The 648-nt window shown below is 42.5% G+C and carries 1 protein-coding gene; it reads right to left on the reverse strand.

The window, feature by feature from the left end; genetic code table 11:
* Window positions 1-169 precede the first annotated feature (169 nt).
* On the reverse strand, window positions 170-648 hold a 479-nt coding region (locus A3763_RS08345; RefSeq protein ID WP_156495010.1), incomplete at its 5' end, for an integrase core domain-containing protein.

The raw sequence follows: 648 nt of genomic DNA on the forward strand, positions 1-648 counted from the left end.
GAGCTTATTTTCAGGCAAGGAAAAGAGTTTTAAGCTATATCTTAAAAACTTTTATGTTCGAAGAGCTTTGAGGATTTTTCCTCTATACTTTTTATTCCTATTTATCGTGTTCATAATCTCCNTAGTGGTCGGTGAGCGGCGTTTTTCAAGGTAGTTGTCGCCTGAGCATTTAAGCTGCTTGTTTTTCCTTCTCCGGGTTCAACTTAACGTCACCCACTTTCTCCCAGTTCCGCGTAGCTTTTGACCACCTTATTTGGTTCTTTCTTTTCATCTTGCGATAAAGCTCATCCCTCTTCGATAATATTTCTTCATCCAGACCTAAGTGCCTTTGCTCTGGGGTAACAAAGTTAATTCGACTATGCCGGTGCTCTGTGTTGTACCAAGTGACAAACTCTTTCACCCAAGTTCTTGCTTCATCGATTGATTTAAATCCCTCAGATGGCCATCGACGACAGTACTTCAGGGTTCGAAATAGTGATTCTGAAAACGGATTATCATTACTTACACCAGGCCGACTTCGAGAGCTGGCGACACCCAAATCCTGCATTTTTGCTTGCATTGTTAAGCTCTTCATTGGGCTACCATTATCCGAGTGCAACACCAGGGATTTTCTGACGCACTTTTCTGACCAAACACTGCGCTCAAGCA

The sequence above is a fragment of the Oleiphilus sp. HI0128 genome (assembly GCF_001635365.1).